Source organism: Segatella baroniae B14, from assembly GCF_022024235.1.
Taxonomy (GTDB): domain Bacteria; phylum Bacteroidota; class Bacteroidia; order Bacteroidales; family Bacteroidaceae; genus Prevotella; species Prevotella bryantii.
On record NZ_CP091799.1, the window covers coordinates 2,445,076 to 2,459,535 of the forward strand.

A 14,460-nucleotide genomic window follows, 5' to 3' on the forward strand; every position below is an offset into this window, starting at 1 on the left:
GTAGGTTATATTTGGTGTAAATTTACAAATATTCTACAAAATTTACAAGTTTATTACGTTAAATAAAGTTTTACTTTGCACAAATACTTATGTTACAAAGAAGTAGTGTGTAATACGCTAATATAAAAGGAGAAGACCGGCAATACCTGCATATCCAATCAAGCGGATTGGATTAATTTTCATATACATAGTGCCAACGAAAGTAAATAAGAATAGGTATACACTGATATAGAAAGTCCATGGATTTTCTGTTGGCGTTGAAAAATTCTCTGGATTTACTAATAACATCGTGGCTGCAGCTAAAAGGCCTACAACTGTAGGACGTAAGCCTGCAAATATGCTTTGTACGGCATTCGTATGCATGTACTTCATAAATAGTTTGCAGATAAGTATCATGAGGATGAGCGATGGCAATATCAGTGCAAAAGTAGAAATTGCACTTCCTAAAACTGAAAGAAACGCACCATGACCTGCATTATGAATAGCTGTATACCCAGAATAAGTAGCTGAGTTGATGCCTATAGGACCTGGTGTCATTTGCGAGATTGCAATGACATTTGTAAATTCACTCATTGACATCCAATGATAACGAGTTACAACCTGACCTTGAATCAGTGAAATCATAGCATAACCGCCACCAAAACCAAAAAGACCAATTTCAAAGAAAGTAATAAAAAGCTGCAAAAATATCATTATTCTGTTGGTTTAATAAATTGACCATATAAGTAACCACTGAAGCCTGCTGCTATAATAACCCAAATTGGATTTACTTGAAGTATCCAAATGAATAAAGTACTAATTATAGGAATCCAGCAATTGGTAAGATTGATATGTGCACTTTTGGCTAAATTAAATGTTGGTGCGGCAATAAGGGCAACTACAGCTGGACGTATGCCTGCAAATATTGCTGCTATTATTTTGTTATCTTGAAATTCATGGAAGAACATGGCGATAGCAAGAATAATCAAAAACGAAGGTAAGCAAGTCCCCAAGCATGTTGCGATAGCTCCAGTTGTTCCTTTCAGTTTATAACCAATGAAGATGCTGATATTGGCAGCAAATACACCAGGGCAGCTTTGGGCTATTGCTATCAAGTCAAGAAATTCTTCTTTACTTATCCATTTATTCTTGTTTACAACTTCTTCTTCTATAATAGGAATCATGGCGTAGCCACCTCCAAAGGTGACTGCGCCAATCTTAAAGAATGTCTTAAAAGACTTCCAGTATATACTGTCTTTCTTTTGTTCTGTCATTTACAAATTATTATTTTATGCGCTCTTCAATCCACTTACGGGCATTGACAAAGGCCTCCATCCATGGAGTAACATCATCGTTGCGATGGTCTGCTGGATACCAAGCGTTTTGCCATGGGAAGATAGCACGCTCAGGGTGTGGCATCATTGCAAGATGACGACCATCTGCAGAACAGATACCTGCAACATTGTAGTCACTTCCATTAGGGTTACCTGGATACTCTGCGTAGTTGTATTTAGCAATTACATTGTAGTGATCCTCAGGTTCTGGAAGATAGAAACGACCTTCTCCGTGAGCTACCCAAATTCCGAGTTTGTTGCCAGACAGACTGCCAAGCATAACACTGTTATTCTGTGGAATGGTGAGCCCTAAGAATGAACTTTCGAACTTCTTGCTATTGTTGTGGCAGAGATGTGCACGATGTTTATGTTCAGGGTTGATGAGATTGAGCTCAACCATTAATTGACAACCATTACAGATACCTAGAGAAAGTGTATCTTCACGAGCATAGAACTTGTCGAGTGCTTCTTTTGCCTTTGGATTGTAAAGGAATGCTCCAGCCCAACCCTTTGCACTTCCGAGTACGTCAGAGTTAGAGAAACCACCACAGTATACGATGAAGTTTACGTCCTCAAGTGTTTCGCGACCACTAATTAAGTCAGTCATCATAACATCTTTAACATCGAACCCGGCTAAATACATCGTGTAAGCCATTTCGCGCTCACCATTAGTACCTTTCTCACGGATAATCGCAGCTTTGATGCCAGATGGCTTTCTGCGATCTGCACTGATACCATAGCTAGCTAATGAGCCATCGAAGTTCTCATTAAACTTCATCTCGATAGGCTGCTTCTTATAGTTGGTATAACGTTTCTTAGCCATACCACCCATACTCTGCTTGCGATCGAGTAAGTATGAAGTCTTGTACCATGCATCGCGAAGAATGTCGATGTCAAATTCATGCTCGAAACCTTCTTTCTTGATAATCAACTTGCGATTGTTTGGAGTTGGATAGCCAATCTTAGCAAAGCCAATACCATTGTCTTCAAGATACTTTCTGAGTTCTTGCTTGTGTTCATCGCTTACCTGAATGATGACACCTGGATTTTCTGCAAAGAGAGTCTTTACAATATCATCACAAGCGATATCATGCAAGTTGATATGAATACCACCTTCTGTATTTGCGAAGGTCATTTCGAGAAGAGTTGTCAGCATACCACCTGCTGAGATATCATGACCAGCCATGATCCATCCCTTCTTAATGAGTTCCTGAACAGCATTGAAACAGTCAACGAAGTAATCTGGGTTCTTTACAGTAGGAACATCACTACCAACTTTATCGAGACTTTGTGCAAAAGCAGATCCGCCTAAGTGCTGGTCGTCAAAACTGAAGTCGATATGATACAAACTTGAATTCTTGTCGTTTACAAGAACAGGGCTAACGGTCTTCTTGATATCGTAGACTTCACCACCTGCACTGACGATAACAGTACCCGGAGAGATAATCTTATCACCATTAGGATATTGCTGGGTTAGAGAGAGTGAGTCTTTACCAGTAGGTACGTTGACATGGATAGCGCAGCAGAAATCGCTCAATGCCTGAACACCTTCATAAAGACGAGCATCTTCACCCTTTTGGCTACGGCAAGGCCACATCCAGTTAGCAGACAGACTTACGTAGTCTAGAGGTCGCTTTTCTTCATCTCCCTTGCGGCCTAATGGAGCCCATACCAAGTTGGTAAGAGATTCTGCAACTGAAAGTACAGAACCTGCCTTTGGATCTGCTAAACCTGCCTGAGGAGCATGACCGAGTGCGGTCGCAATACCTGCATTGCCACGGTAGTCGAGAGCAACAACACCACAGTCGCTTAATGGTAATTGAATTTGGCCTTGACCCTGCTGGCGAGCTACCTTACCTGTAACCGAACGGTCTACCTTATTCGTCAACCAGTCTTTACAAGCAACAGCTTCGAGCTGAAGTACTCGATTAATATATTCATCGAGTTTGTCTGCTGAATAGGTAACATCCTCATATTTTCTTTCAACAGTTTCATCCACCATAATTGTCTTTGGTGTATGACCAAACATCTGAGCTACATCAAGATCAAATGGTTTAATACCATCAGCCTGTTTGAAACTGAAGTGTGCATCACCGGTAGTTTCACCTACTACATACATAGGAGCGCGTTCACGATCTGCAATCTTCTGTACGTGCTCGAGATATTTCTCATCAATCAACAGACCCATACGTTCCTGGCTCTCATTGGCGATAATTTCCTTAGCGCTCAAAGTCTTATCACCGATAGGCAATTTGGTCATATCGATTTCACCACCACATTCTTCAACCAACTCTGACAAACAGTTCAGGTGACCTGCACTACCGTGGTCGTGGATAGAAACAACAGGGTTTGAATCTTCTTCAACAAGAGCACGAACCAAGTTGTAGTCGCGTTTCTGCATTTCAGGGTTAGCACGCTGGATAGCGTTAAGCTCAATACCATTGCTATAGCGGCCTGTATCAACAGAACTAACACTACCACCACCAAGACCGATGCGATAGTTATCACCACCAACAAGTACAACTTTGTTGCCTGTACGAGGTTCCTTCTTCAAGCAGTCGCGCTTCTTGCCATAACCTACACCACCAGCAAGCATGATGACTTTGTCGTAAGCGTACTTTTCGTTATTTTCTTGATGTTCGAAAGTCAGAAGAGAACCGGTAATCAGTGGCTGACCAAATTTATTACCGAAGTCGCTGGCACCATTAGATGCCTTAATCAAAATCTGCTCAGGAGTCTGATATAGCCAGTTACGAACAGGAAGAATATCCTCCCAGTCGCGCTCAATATCGCTCTTGCCGTTGTCATCCTTCAAACGAGGATAAGAAGTCATGTAGCATGCTGTACCTGCGATTGGCCAAGATCCTACACCGCCACCCATACGGTCGCGAATCTCACCACCAGTACCTGTTGCTGCACCATTGAAAGGTTCTACAGTGGTAGGGAAGTTGTGTGTCTCAGCCTTGAGAGAAATAACACTCTCGATATCCTTAATTTGGAAATAATCTGCAGTGCTCTGATCTTGTGGTGCAAATTGCTCAACAACTGGACCTTGAGAGAATGCTACATTATCTTTATAGGCAGAAAGAATCTCATGTGGATTTTCTTGAGTAGTCTTCTTAATCAAATTGAAAAGAGAAGACTCCTTTTCTTGTCCGTCAATAATAAATTGACCACCAAAAATCTTATGACGGCAGTGCTCTGAATTGATTTGGGCGAAACCGAAGATTTCTGAGTCTGTCAGTGGACGACCATTTTCTTTTTCAAGCTTATGTAGATAAGCTATTTCGTCTACACTGAGTGCCAAACCTTCTTCTTCGTTATACTTTTCTAGGTTATCAACGTACTTGATTGGTTCTGGCTCGTGATTAACGGTAAAAATCGTCTGGTCAATACCATCATACATACGCTGAAGCATAGGATCGTGCTCAGCGTCTTTTGACTCAACAGGGAAATACTCCTCTATGCGCGAAATGCCGTTAAGACTCATATTCTGGGTAATCTCAACGGCATTTGTACTCCAAGGAGTGATCATTTCACGACGTGGGCCAATGAAGAAGCCTTTAAGTTCCTGGGCATCCTCAAGGGTTGCATCGCCATAAAGCCAACAAAGTTCATTGATTTCATTCTGTTCCGGCTGATGATCAATTTCAGTCGCAACTACACTCTTAGATTGAGTTCTAAAAAAAAGAATCATACTTTAAAAATTCAGGTGTTATAATCTTGGGTGCAAAGGTACTGCAAAAAGTAGACATATCAAAATAAAAGAATAACTATTCTTGACCGGTTCGCTTAAAAAAAAAAGCTTTTTACTGAAATCTTTTCTTCGTGACAATCAATTACTATACATTTGCAATTGGATTTTAAATTGAATTAGAAGAGTTATGAAGAAAGTTATGTTAACATTAGTTGCAGCATTGTCTATGACTGTTGCATTGGCACAAGAGCCAGGTCATCAGCGCCCTAAGCATTATACTACTGAACAGATTGTTGATAAATTAAATCTGGATAAGAAAACAGCTGCGAAATTCTCTAAGTTGAGAAGTAAATATGCAGATCTCTTTAAAGCTCCAGGTAAACCTGGTGAAAAAGGTGAACGTCCATCTAAAGAAGATATGGATAAAAGAATGGCTCAGCATAAAAAGTATTTGAATGAGTTGAAATCTATCCTAAATGATAGCCAGTATAGTGCTTATGAAAAACTTGAACCACAACGTGGTCCTGGAAATAAGAAGAAATAATTAATTTCATCCAAATATAAAACCAATTTTATAAGTTATCTCAGACCTCCATCTATTTCGTGAGAAATGGGTGGAGGATTATGTTTGTATGGGGGGATATAGTTGGAAATATATCAAACATCTTAAAAATCGCACATTTTTCTTGATTTCGTAAATTGTTGATTTATAGTTATTTATTAACATGACTGTTTTTTTATCAATTAAAAAATGAGTGAGTCGTACTGGCGAATATGAAAAATATAATCAGTTTGTTGGCAAATCGTTTCGTAATAGTCTGTGTTTTTTATAGTTAAATTGTTAAAATCGTGTCATTTTGACGGTTATGGGGTTAAAATATTTTAAAGGAATTATACTTTTCTTGGTAAAGTACGTCTTATTGATAACTTTGCACATAAATAAACAAAAATAAAATTCCAATACTATATGAAAAAAAGTAAATTATTAGTGATGACATTAATGGCTGGCGCTTTAGTAGTTTCTAGCTGTGCTAGCAAAAAAGAGTTGGAAAACTGCCAGAACGAAAATAGAGAGTTGACAGGCAACTATCAGAATGCTAAGGAGCAATTGGCAGCTGCAAACGCTCGTGTTACATCTCTTGAAGATCAGTTGGCTCAGTCTAAGAAAGACTATGCATCATTGCAGTCTTCATTGGATAAGAGTTTGACAAATGCCAATTCTAATAATATCAACATTTCTAAGTTGGTAGACCAGATCAATGAGAGTAACCAGTATATTCGTCATCTTGTAGAGGTGAAGAGCAAGAGCGACTCTTTGAATATGGTATTGACCAACAATCTTACTCGCTCTTTGAGTAAGGATGAAATGAAGGAAGTAGATGTTCAGGTTCTGAAAGGTGTAGTTTACATCTCTTTAGCTGATAATATGTTGTATAAGAGTGGTTCTTACGAGGTTAATGATCGTGCAGAACAGACTTTGAGCAAGATTGCTAAGATTATTAAGGACTATAAGGATTATGATGTTCTTATCGAGGGTAATACAGATAATGTTCCTGTAAATACTAAGGCGGTTTCTATGAAGAACATCCGCAATAACTGGGACCTTTCCGCACTCCGTGCTTCTTCTGTAGTACAGTATCTTCAGGATCACTATGGTATCAATCCTAAGCGTTTGACTGCAGGTGGTCGTGGTGAGTATAATCCTATCGCTACAAATGATACAGAACTTGGTAAGCAGCGTAACCGTCGTACTCAGATTATCATTACTCCTAAGTTAGATCAGTTTATGGATTTGATAGACAAAGCTCCAAATGATGCTCAGAAGTAATTAGAAAATTATAATATTCATAGAAAAGGCGTGTCCCTTATGGGGACATGCCTTTTTTGGTGCTTGATTTTCAAAGGCAAATATAAAATAAAGGCAAATTTTAGCAAAAATAATATCATCATCTTTCATTATTTTGTTTTATATTTGCAATATGAAAACATTATTTAGAACAATTATTACCTTAATAATTCTTTTTCTTTACGGAATTACTTTACAAGCCCAGATCATTTCTTGCCATGATGGTAAATTTTGGCGAGGAAATCAACCGTATTATTATGTCGGAACCAATTTCTGGTATGGTGCAATACTTGGTTCGGAAGGCCAGGGAGGTAATCGCGCTCGTTTGAAAAGGGAGCTTAATCATATGCAGCGTTTGGGAATCAATAATCTTCGTATTTTGGTCGGATCTGATGGCTTACGAGGTGTAAAAACCAAAGTTGAACCTACTTTACAAGTTGCTCCGGGAGTATATAATGATACAATTATGGCAGGTTTGGATTATTTACTGGCAGAAATGGGAAAGCGTAACATGGTAGCTGTTCTCTATCTTAATAATTCATGGGAGTGGAGTGGTGGATATGGCTTTTATCTGGAACATGCTGGCGAAGGCAAAGCTCCGCGGCCAAATGAAGATGGATATCCTGCTTTCATGAATTTTGTATCCAAGTTTGCTACCAATAAAAAAGCGCATCAACTCTTTTATGATTATGTGAAATTTATTTTGAGCCGTACCAATCGTTATACAGGTAAACGTTATATCGATGATCCGACCATTATGTCATGGCAGATAGGTAATGAACCTCGTGCTTTCAGCAAGAAAGTTCTTCCTGCATTTGCACAATGGTTATCTGAAGCTTCTGCACTGATTCGCAAGCTAGACCCTAATCATCTGATTTCTATCGGTAGTGAAGGTTCTTGGGGATGCGAGAATGATGAAAAAGTATATGAGCAGATTTGTGCTGATAAAAATATCGATTACTGTAATGTTCATTTATGGCCTTATAATTGGAGTTGGGCTAAGGCTGACTCCTTGATAGAAAATTTGCCTCGGGCCAAAAAAAATACGAAAGAGTATATAGATCATCATTTGATTATCTGTAAGCGATTGCAAAAACCTCTTGTTATGGAAGAATATGGATACCCACGTGACGGATTCAAATTTGATCTTGAGGCATCTACCCATGCTCGTGACAGCTATTATCAGTATGTATTTGGGCTGGTTGCTGAAAATGCTACGAAAGGCGGGCTCTTTGCCGGATGTAACTTCTGGGGATGGGGTGGTGAAGCCAAACCGAAACATGAACAGTGGCAGGTAGGTGATGACTATACGGGTGATCCTGCACAAGAAGCGCAAGGGCTAAATTCCGTTTTTGTAACAGATAAGTCTACATTGGCTATAGTCAAAAAGTATTGTAAAATCTTATCTTCTATTCGATAATCACGAATAGAATAATCTATAATCTAACTATTTATCAACAGAATGAATAAAAAAATTGGTGTTTTTGCGTTAGGAATTTGTTTGTCTGGAGCATCAATGGCACAGGCTCCTCAGTTACGAGCTGACAATATTGACGAGATTATTGCTGCTATGACGTTGGAAGAGAAAGCCCAACTCTTAACAGGTTGTGGTAATGCTGGATTCCCAGGAAGTGGAGCTGCTATGGGGCATCAAACGAAGTTGGTGGCGGGTGCTGCGGGTGTTACTGCAGGAATCCCACGTTTGGGTATACCACAGACGGTTGTTGCCGATGGTCCTGCTGGAGTTCATATTGATGCATATCGTAAGGGTACAAATCAAACTTTCTTTGCTACAGGTTTCCCTATAGGTACTTGTTTGGCTTCAACCTGGAATTTAGATTTGGTAGAAAAAGTAGGTAAGGCTATTGGTAATGAAACTTTGGAATATGGATGTGATGCCATTTTAGGTCCAGGTATGAATCTGCATCGTAACCCGCTTTGTGGCCGTAATTTCGAATATTATAGTGAAGATCCTATTGTTACGGGATTGATAGGTGCTGCTATGGTAAAAGGAATCCAAAGTCAGGGGGTAGGTGTATCTGCTAAGCATTTTGCTGTAAACTCGCAAGAGTCTGATCGTACACGTGTAGATGAACGTGTCAGTCAGCGTGCTTTGCGTGAACTTTATCTCAAGGGTTTTGAGATAATGGTACGTAAGAGTGCTCCGTGGACTCTCATGTCTTCTTATAATCGTATTAATGGAGTATATTCTCAGGGCAATTATGATTTGTTGACTAAAGTGCTTCGACAAGACTGGGGATTTAAGGGTATCGTTATGACCGATTGGATAGGTGAACGTGCTGATTTACCAATAAGTGATGTTGTCAAAGCTGGTAATGATTTGTTGATGCCTGGTTTCCCTACTCAAGTAAATCATATCATTGAGGGAGTGAAAAGTGGAAAAATAGATATAAAAGATGTAGACCGTAATGTGCGTAATATGTTGGAATATATCGTGAAAACGCCTCGTTTTAAGGGTTATAAATTCTCGAATACACCAAATTTAAAAGCACATGCTGCTATAACTAGACAGTCTTCTACTGAAGGTATGGTCTTACTGAAGAATGGTAAACTGAATGGTCAGCATATTTTGCCGATGAAGCAGATGAGTAAGGTCGCCCTCTTTGGTGTAAATAGCTATGACTTTATGAGTGGTGGTCTCGGTTCTGGCTGTGTTAATGTTCCTTATGTGGTAGATATGGTTCAAGGATTGAAAAATGCTGGTATCAGTACAACAGCACAGTTGACTGACATTTATGAAAAGTACGTAGCTTATGCCAAGTCAAAGTTGAAAGCAGATAAGAATCCTGAAATGTGGTTCTTGGATCAGGGACAGCCTAAACTAGATGAAATTGAAATTTCTCGTCGTTGTGTTGAACATGAAGTGTCGGAGGCTCAGGCTGCTATTATTACAATCGGTAGACAGGCTGGTGAAGGTCTTGATCGTAAGATAGAAGGTGAATTTAATCTTTCTGCTCAAGAAAAGGATATGATATCAAACGTCAGTGCTGTTTTCCATAATCAAGGTAAACCGGTTATTGTTGTAATTAATTCTGGTAGTGTTATGGAAACTGCAAGTTGGCGTGATTTAGTAGATGCTATTCTTGTAGCATGGCAACCTGGTGAAGAAGGTGGTAACTCTGTAGTAGATGTATTAACAGGTAAAGCAAATCCTTCGGGAAGACTTACGATGACATGGCCTATAGCTGCGGTAGATCATCCTTCTACAGCTAATTTCCCTCAGCAGCCTGATTATTATAATCTTACAGAAAAACTTTATGCTAATAATCTTGCAGGTGTAAACTATACTAATCATGATGAAGATATTTATGTAGGATATCGTTATTTCGATGCTTTTGATAAGCCGGTAGCTTATCCTTTCGGTTATGGTTTGAGTTATACAACTTTCAGTATGAGTAACTTTGCTGTTAAACAAATAAAAGATAAGGTACAGGTGAAGGTTACAGTCAAGAATACGGGTAAAACAAGTGGCAAGCAGGTGGCACAGATCTATGTTCAAGCTCCAAAAGGTAATTATGAAAAACCTGTCAAGGAATTGAAATCTTTTGCTAAAACTCAGGAATTAGCTCCAGGTCAGAGCCAGATTTTAACAATGACAATAGACCGTCGTGACTTAACGAGCTTTGATGAGGCTAACAGTCAGTGGAAAGGTGATGCTGGTGAGTATGTATTTATGGTAGGTGATAATGCTGCTCATATGGTTGGTACAGCTAAACTTCGTTTGGTGGAATATACAGAGAAGGTCAGTGAGGCCATGAAGCCACAGCATACGCTTAACTTATTGAGAAGAAATAAATAATCTTTGTATAGGATCATATAAAAACGAAAAGAGGATATGTTATTGAAGCATATCCTCTTTTCATTTTAGCAATGAAATCTGTTTATTGAGCTGTTAAGTATAAAACTCTACTTGACCAACTGTCTTTTTTATCCCAATCTACATGATGGGTTAATGGCATGTCGAGTCCATGATTCATCAAGTATGCACCGCTATAGCTTTTGCCTTCACAGTCTAATTCCTTATTATCTATGCGATTCAGTTCGTGTACAGTATACATTTTGTTGGCATCTAAGCCTGCCATTTTGATGCGAGGCAAGTGTTGGTTTTGAAAGGTTTCTGTTTTCCACCAATAGAATACAGCCTTATCCTTAGCATCACTGACATACATAAGTGATGCTACGCCCTTGTGATCAAATGGACTCTGAAGACGATAGATGTTACCGAACTGTACGACAGGTCGAATAGTTTTGTATTCTGCAATTGCTTTTTTACAGAGAGACTTTTCTTCATTAGTCATATTTTTAGGTTGAATTTCCATGCCCAGACGTCCGCTCATGGCAACATCAATACGGTATTTGAGAGCAGTTGTGCGGAAAACGGTGTGGTTTGGTACAGCTGATATGTGGCTTGCCATAGCAATCGCTGGGAAGAAATAGCTCGTTCCCCATTGCATATAGATACGTTGTAATGCATCTGTATTATCACTAACCCAAAATTCATCAAAATAAGGTAGTACCCCCCAGTTGGCTCTACCACCACCGCTGGCACAGGCTTGAATAATAACATCAGGATATTTGGCGCGGATACGTTTCATGACGTTGTTGAATCCTTGATGATAATTAATATAAAGATGACTCTGTTCGTTCATGCCTAGATATTGACTGCCGTGATTAAGTATAAACATATTAGCATCCCATTTAATATAGGCTATATCAGGATACTTCGTCAGAAGATTGTCGATGGTATTGAAAACAAATTGTTGAACTTTCGGGTTGCCCATATCTAGAACTAATTGGGTACCTCCACGACCTTTTACGGCATTGCGTTTCGGAGCTTTAACCACCCAGTCTGGATGTTTCTCGTAAAGTTCACTGGCTGTATTCGTCATTTCCGGTTCAAGCCAAATACCAAATTTTATACCATGCTTTTTGGCATCGCGGAGTAAGCCTTCTATCCCTTCTGGTAATTTTTTCTTGTCTACCACCCAATCTCCTAAAGCACAGTTGTCAGTAAGTCGAGGATATTTTCCTCCAAACCATCCATCGTCCATGACAAATAGTTCTCCTCCCATATCTGCGATGTCACCCATCATCTGATCCATACCTTTTTGGTTAATATCAAAGTATACTCCTTCCCAGCTATTGAGTAGAATCATGCGTTCTTGGTTACCATGACTAAGCATATAATCACGTCCCCATTTGTGAAAATTTCTACTTGCTCCACTCAGTCCCTTATCTGAAAAGGTAAACGCTAATGTAGGAGTAATGAATTTCTCACCTTTTTTCAGTTGATATTCAGAGTTATCTTCATTGATACCTGCAAAAAGATAATGATATTCGGTATCATCGGTAACCATTTTAAGTTTATAGTTGCCACTGTAGCAGAGTGCTGCTCCAATAATGTCGCCCGTGTTTTCTTGCGCTTTTCCATCAAGCGATAGCATAACTTCGGCATGATCTGTATGGCTGTTTCTTACACCATCTTTATTGCGAATAACAAGTTCTCCAGGTTGTATGGGCTCTTCGACTACTTGTGCTTCGTTAGCCCAAGTTCCGTAAAGATGTGATATCCATACGTTTCCTCGGCGAATAGGTAACATCCCTGAAGCAAATTGAGTAAGAGTAATGGTACCTTTTTCTTGATGAGTAATCTCACTCCACACTTCCATCATATCGACATCTGTATATGCACGATATTTCAAATCTACTTGAAGTGCATAGATAGGGTCTTTCATGTGAATGGTGGTAATAGTCGTATTTCCTTTTTGTTGGGTGTCATAACCTGTAATTTGTAGTTCTGTAGACATATTACCATCTGCATGTCGTATGGCTAATGCCGATTCAGATGGAGTATTTAAACCGTAGGCAGGATAGGCTTCCATTCTTCCACCTTGAGGTGACTGAAGTTCGCCAAGATTTATTTTTTGACCGAAATAGACATATTTAGGTTGCTGCCCTTTTTCGATATCAAGAATGAGTGATATGTTTTTAGACTGAATCGTGATATTTTCAGCCATTGCAGGCATTCCTGTAAAACATAAGGATAAAGCGCTGAATAGTATTTTTTTCATATATTTGTAATTAAGGTGTTATTGGTTTTTACCAGTTGTCAGTTCGGAAAGGTAGGAGTGGAAGCATCGCACAGTTTTTCAGATTACCTAGTTGAAAATTGCGAAAACAATAGCGTACAGCGACTGGATTTTTAACTTCTGAAGAGTAAACTGCGATGGTTTCGTTTTTAGGATCGTTGCCCGCTTTCCAGTAATGTTGGGCTGTCGCTTTATGGAATACTCTGTCAGCACCGGCAACCTCAAATCCTTCAATATTTTCAAATCGTGATACTCCTCCATAATTATTAGTTAAGCGAACGTAACAAGTGTCATTAGAAATCGTCATGTCTTGATAGCGCATGCTTTCACACCATAGATTTTTTATGCCATAATTATGATTGAGAGCGATGTAAGCGAGTCGTTCGCCAACAGTTTTTTTGTTGCGAGGATGAATCTGTGACCATTCGAAGGGATATACCAAGTCGTTCGTGCAAACAATATCGCTGTTGGGAATAATATCGGCTGCACGTATCTGTTGTTCACGAAGTAGAGCACCAGAAATACCATTTTTCCCTTCTGCATCTTGATAATAAGGTGCTATTTGTACAAAATAAAAGGGTATTTCACCCAACTTGAAATCACGACGCCATTGTTCTACTAATAATTTAAGGTTATCAGAATATTTATTTCCAGGGTCACCTACATTAGAGCAACCTTGATAAAATAAAATGCCTTTTATGGTGTAGTTTAAGATGGGATGGAAAGTTCCATTACCCCAAACTAATGGTCTGAGGTAATCATAAGTAGAATACTTCTTGATGATGTTAGTTGAATCTAAAGGCTCTTTGGTATATTTTTTTAGATTCTCTTTATCCAACCAACTCTCGACGCGTGAACCACCTTTGTTGGCAAGTATAAGTCCTACTGGTATATCTAAAGTGCGTTTCATGACACGAGCAAAGAAATATCCAACAGCACTACATTCGTTGATGGTATTGATATTGATAGATTCCCATTTGCAATCGGCATCCTCCTGTGGTTCCATACGCATAGTGCTCGGAATTTTCACATAATGAATTCCTTTGGCCGATGAGGCATCTGACACTGTTTCGTTATATCCTTCTAGTGGACAATTCCAAAAGCCTTTAATAGGAAATTCCATATTACTTTGGCCAGCGCAAACCCAAACTTCTCCCGAGAGAATATTCTTGATGGTTGTTTGTTCACCGTCATCAAAAGTAATGGATAGTGGAGTATAGCTGGCTGCGGGTGTATTTACCTTGAGTAGCCATTTTCCATTCTTGTTAGCTAGGGTCGTATAAATGTCGTTAGACCATGATACACTGACTTTAATTTCTTTGTTAGGTTTGCTCCATCCCCACAATCGGGCTTCAGTTTGTTGTTGGAGAACCATATTGTCACAAATCATGTGGGGAAGTTTGACTTTAGCCTGTGTCTGATAGAAGCAAAATGCTGTTACGGCAAATAGAAATAATTTTTTGAACATTTGTTAGTAATTAATGAGTTGTAATG

Annotated in this window: 9 protein-coding genes; 4 read left to right on the forward strand and 5 right to left on the reverse strand. The window is 39.2% G+C overall.

The window, feature by feature from the left end; translation table 11 throughout:
- Positions 1-117 precede the first annotated feature (117 nt).
- From L6469_RS10240 to purL, 3 genes are read right to left on the reverse strand one after another with little or no spacing between them, the layout of a single operon-like run.
- A complete protein-coding gene (locus L6469_RS10240; RefSeq protein ID WP_006282892.1) occupies positions 118-693 on the reverse strand; it encodes a chromate transporter in 576 nt (191 codons plus the stop codon).
- Complete coding sequence (locus L6469_RS10245) at positions 693-1,253, reverse strand: chromate transporter (protein WP_006282893.1); 561 nt, start codon at positions 1,251-1,253, stop codon at positions 693-695. Before L6469_RS10245 ends, L6469_RS10240 begins: the two co-directional genes overlap by 1 nt.
- Before the next feature lie 10 nt (positions 1,254-1,263).
- Complete coding sequence (gene purL, locus L6469_RS10250; RefSeq protein ID WP_006282894.1) at positions 1,264-5,010, reverse strand: phosphoribosylformylglycinamidine synthase; 3,747 nt, start codon at positions 5,008-5,010, stop codon at positions 1,264-1,266.
- A gap of 187 nt (positions 5,011-5,197) precedes the next feature.
- Here purL and L6469_RS10255 point away from each other — a divergent pair, with 187 nt between their 5' ends.
- The 4 genes from L6469_RS10255 (at position 5,198) to L6469_RS10270 (ending at position 10,676) form a co-directional block, all read left to right on the forward strand.
- On the forward strand, positions 5,198-5,554 hold the full coding sequence (locus L6469_RS10255) for a hypothetical protein (protein WP_027453065.1): 357 nt from the start codon (positions 5,198-5,200) through the stop codon (positions 5,552-5,554).
- 423 nt (positions 5,555-5,977) lie between these two features.
- Positions 5,978-6,838 (forward strand): flagellar motor protein MotB, encoded by an 861-nt coding sequence (locus L6469_RS10260; RefSeq protein ID WP_006282896.1) that lies wholly within the window; start codon positions 5,978-5,980, stop codon positions 6,836-6,838.
- Positions 6,839-6,989: 151 nt separating this feature from the next.
- Complete coding sequence (locus L6469_RS10265) at positions 6,990-8,276, forward strand: glycoside hydrolase 5 family protein (RefSeq protein WP_006282897.1); 1,287 nt, start codon at positions 6,990-6,992, stop codon at positions 8,274-8,276.
- 42 nt (positions 8,277-8,318) lie between these two features.
- Entirely contained in the window at positions 8,319-10,676 is a 2,358-nt protein-coding gene (locus L6469_RS10270) for a glycoside hydrolase family 3 C-terminal domain-containing protein (RefSeq protein ID WP_006282898.1), read from the forward strand.
- Between the two features lie 82 nt (positions 10,677-10,758).
- Here the strand turns inward: L6469_RS10270 and L6469_RS10275 are convergent, their stop codons facing one another.
- Both L6469_RS10275 and L6469_RS10280 read right to left on the reverse strand, forming a co-directional pair.
- Positions 10,759-12,948 carry an alpha-galactosidase gene (locus L6469_RS10275; protein ID WP_006282899.1) on the reverse strand — a complete coding sequence of 730 codons (2,190 nt, stop codon included), beginning with the start codon at positions 12,946-12,948 and terminating at the stop codon, positions 10,759-10,761.
- Between the two features lie 28 nt (positions 12,949-12,976).
- A complete protein-coding gene (locus tag L6469_RS10280) occupies positions 12,977-14,434 on the reverse strand; it encodes a sialate O-acetylesterase (protein ID WP_006282900.1) in 1,458 nt (485 codons plus the stop codon).
- Positions 14,435-14,460 lie beyond the last annotated feature (26 nt).

Excerpts from the sequence above, each read along its gene's own strand:
- L6469_RS10280 (WP_006282900.1), bottom strand. The coding sequence starts at position 14,434 with ATGTTCAAAAAATTATTTCTATTTGCCGTAACAGCATTTTGCTTCTAT.
- L6469_RS10245 (WP_006282893.1), bottom strand. The coding sequence starts at position 1,253 with ATGACAGAACAAAAGAAAGACAGTATATACTGGAAGTCTTTTAAGACA.
- L6469_RS10255 (WP_027453065.1), top strand. The coding sequence starts at position 5,198 with ATGAAGAAAGTTATGTTAACATTAGTTGCAGCATTGTCTATGACTGTT.
- purL (WP_006282894.1), bottom strand. The coding sequence starts at position 5,010 with ATGATTCTTTTTTTTAGAACTCAATCTAAGAGTGTAGTTGCGACTGAA.
- L6469_RS10270 (WP_006282898.1), top strand. The coding sequence starts at position 8,319 with ATGAATAAAAAAATTGGTGTTTTTGCGTTAGGAATTTGTTTGTCTGGA.
- L6469_RS10260 (WP_006282896.1), top strand. The coding sequence starts at position 5,978 with ATGAAAAAAAGTAAATTATTAGTGATGACATTAATGGCTGGCGCTTTA.
- L6469_RS10265 (WP_006282897.1), top strand. The coding sequence starts at position 6,990 with ATGAAAACATTATTTAGAACAATTATTACCTTAATAATTCTTTTTCTT.
- L6469_RS10275 (WP_006282899.1), bottom strand. The coding sequence starts at position 12,948 with ATGAAAAAAATACTATTCAGCGCTTTATCCTTATGTTTTACAGGAATG.
- L6469_RS10240 (WP_006282892.1), bottom strand. The coding sequence starts at position 693 with ATGATATTTTTGCAGCTTTTTATTACTTTCTTTGAAATTGGTCTTTTT.